1 protein-coding gene is annotated in these 1,476 nt (G+C 47.7%); it reads right to left on the minus strand.

The genetic code is table 11. The features are described from left to right. A partial coding sequence (locus C7460_RS23945; protein ID WP_245986543.1) for a beta strand repeat-containing protein occupies window positions 1-1,476 on the minus strand: 1,476 nt, incomplete at both ends.

Raw genomic sequence — 1,476 nt, forward strand, 5'->3', positions numbered from 1 at the left:
CGCTGGTAAATAAGTTGCTTGCAGATCCATTAGTAACCGTAATGTCAGACACGTCAAAACCACTCACCACTTCACTAAAGTCAACATTTACCATAAACGTTGAACTGTTCGTAGGGTCGGGCTCTGAACTGGTGATCGTCACGGTCGGTGCAGAGGCATCATATTGCGTAATTGCTGGGAATGCTCCTGTGTTTACATTACCAGCCGCATCCTGCGCTACACCTGCATTTACACTTATGGTAATATCTCCAGCTCCGTCAGGGGTAATATCAGCCGTATAGGTACTGCCGTTTACCGATACAAAATTGCCAGCCGTTCCATTGGTCACAGAGATATCTCCAACCACAAATCCCGTTACATCTTCACTAAACTGAAGCGTAATACTAAACGGAGCAGTGCTGCTCACTACAGCAGGCTCACCCTGGATATCTACCGTCGGTGGTGTGTTGTCATAAGTAATCGAGTAGGTAGTAGCGGCGGTGTTGCCATTGCCGGCTCCATCGGTGACTACTCCCGCACCTACATCCACACTTACCAATCCATCTGCTGTCGGACTAATGTCTACAGTAAAGCCAATGCTGTCACTGGTAAATAAGTTGCTTGCAGATCCATTAGTAACCGTAATGTCAGACACGTCAAAACCACTCACCACTTCACTAAAGTCAACATTTACCATAAACGTTGAACTGTTCGTAGGGTCGGGCTCTGAACTGGTGATCGTCACGGTCGGTGCAGAGGCATCATATTGCGTAATTGCTGGGAATGCTCCTGTGTTTACATTACCAGCCGCATCCTGCGCTACACCTGCATTTACACTTATGGTAATATCTCCAGCTCCGTCAGGGGTAATATCAGCCGTATAGGTACTGCCGTTTACCGATGCAAAATTGCCAGCCGTTCCATTGGTCACAGAGATATCTCCAACCACAAATCCCGTTACATCTTCACTAAACTGAAGCGTAATACTAAACGGAGCAGTGCTGCTCACTACAGCAGGCTCACCCTGGATATCAACCGTCGGTGGTGTGTTGTCATAAGTAATCGAGTAGGTAGTAGCGGCGGTGTTGCCATTGCCGGCTCCATCGGTGACTACTCCCGCACCTACATCTACACTCACCAACCCATCTGCTGTCGGACTAATGTCTACAGTAAAGCCAATGCTGTCACTGGTAAATAAATTGCTTGCAAATCCATTAGTAACCGTAATGTCAGATACTTCAAAACCACTAACCGCTTCACTAAAGTCTATGTTGACAATGAAAGAACTGCTATTCGTTGGATCGGGCTCAGCACTGGTGATCGTCACTGTCGGTACAGAGGCGTCATATTGCGTTATTGCTGGGAAGGCGGCTGTATTCGTATTGCCGGCCGCATCTTGAGACACCCCGGCGTTTATGCTTATGGTCATATCACCGGTACCACTTGGAGTGATATCAGCAGTATAAGTACTCGCATCAACGGCCATAAAGTTGCCGG

The sequence above is a fragment of the Marinoscillum furvescens DSM 4134 genome, from assembly GCF_003386095.1.
GTDB classification, from domain to species: domain Bacteria; phylum Bacteroidota; class Bacteroidia; order Cytophagales; family Cyclobacteriaceae; genus Marinoscillum; species Marinoscillum furvescens.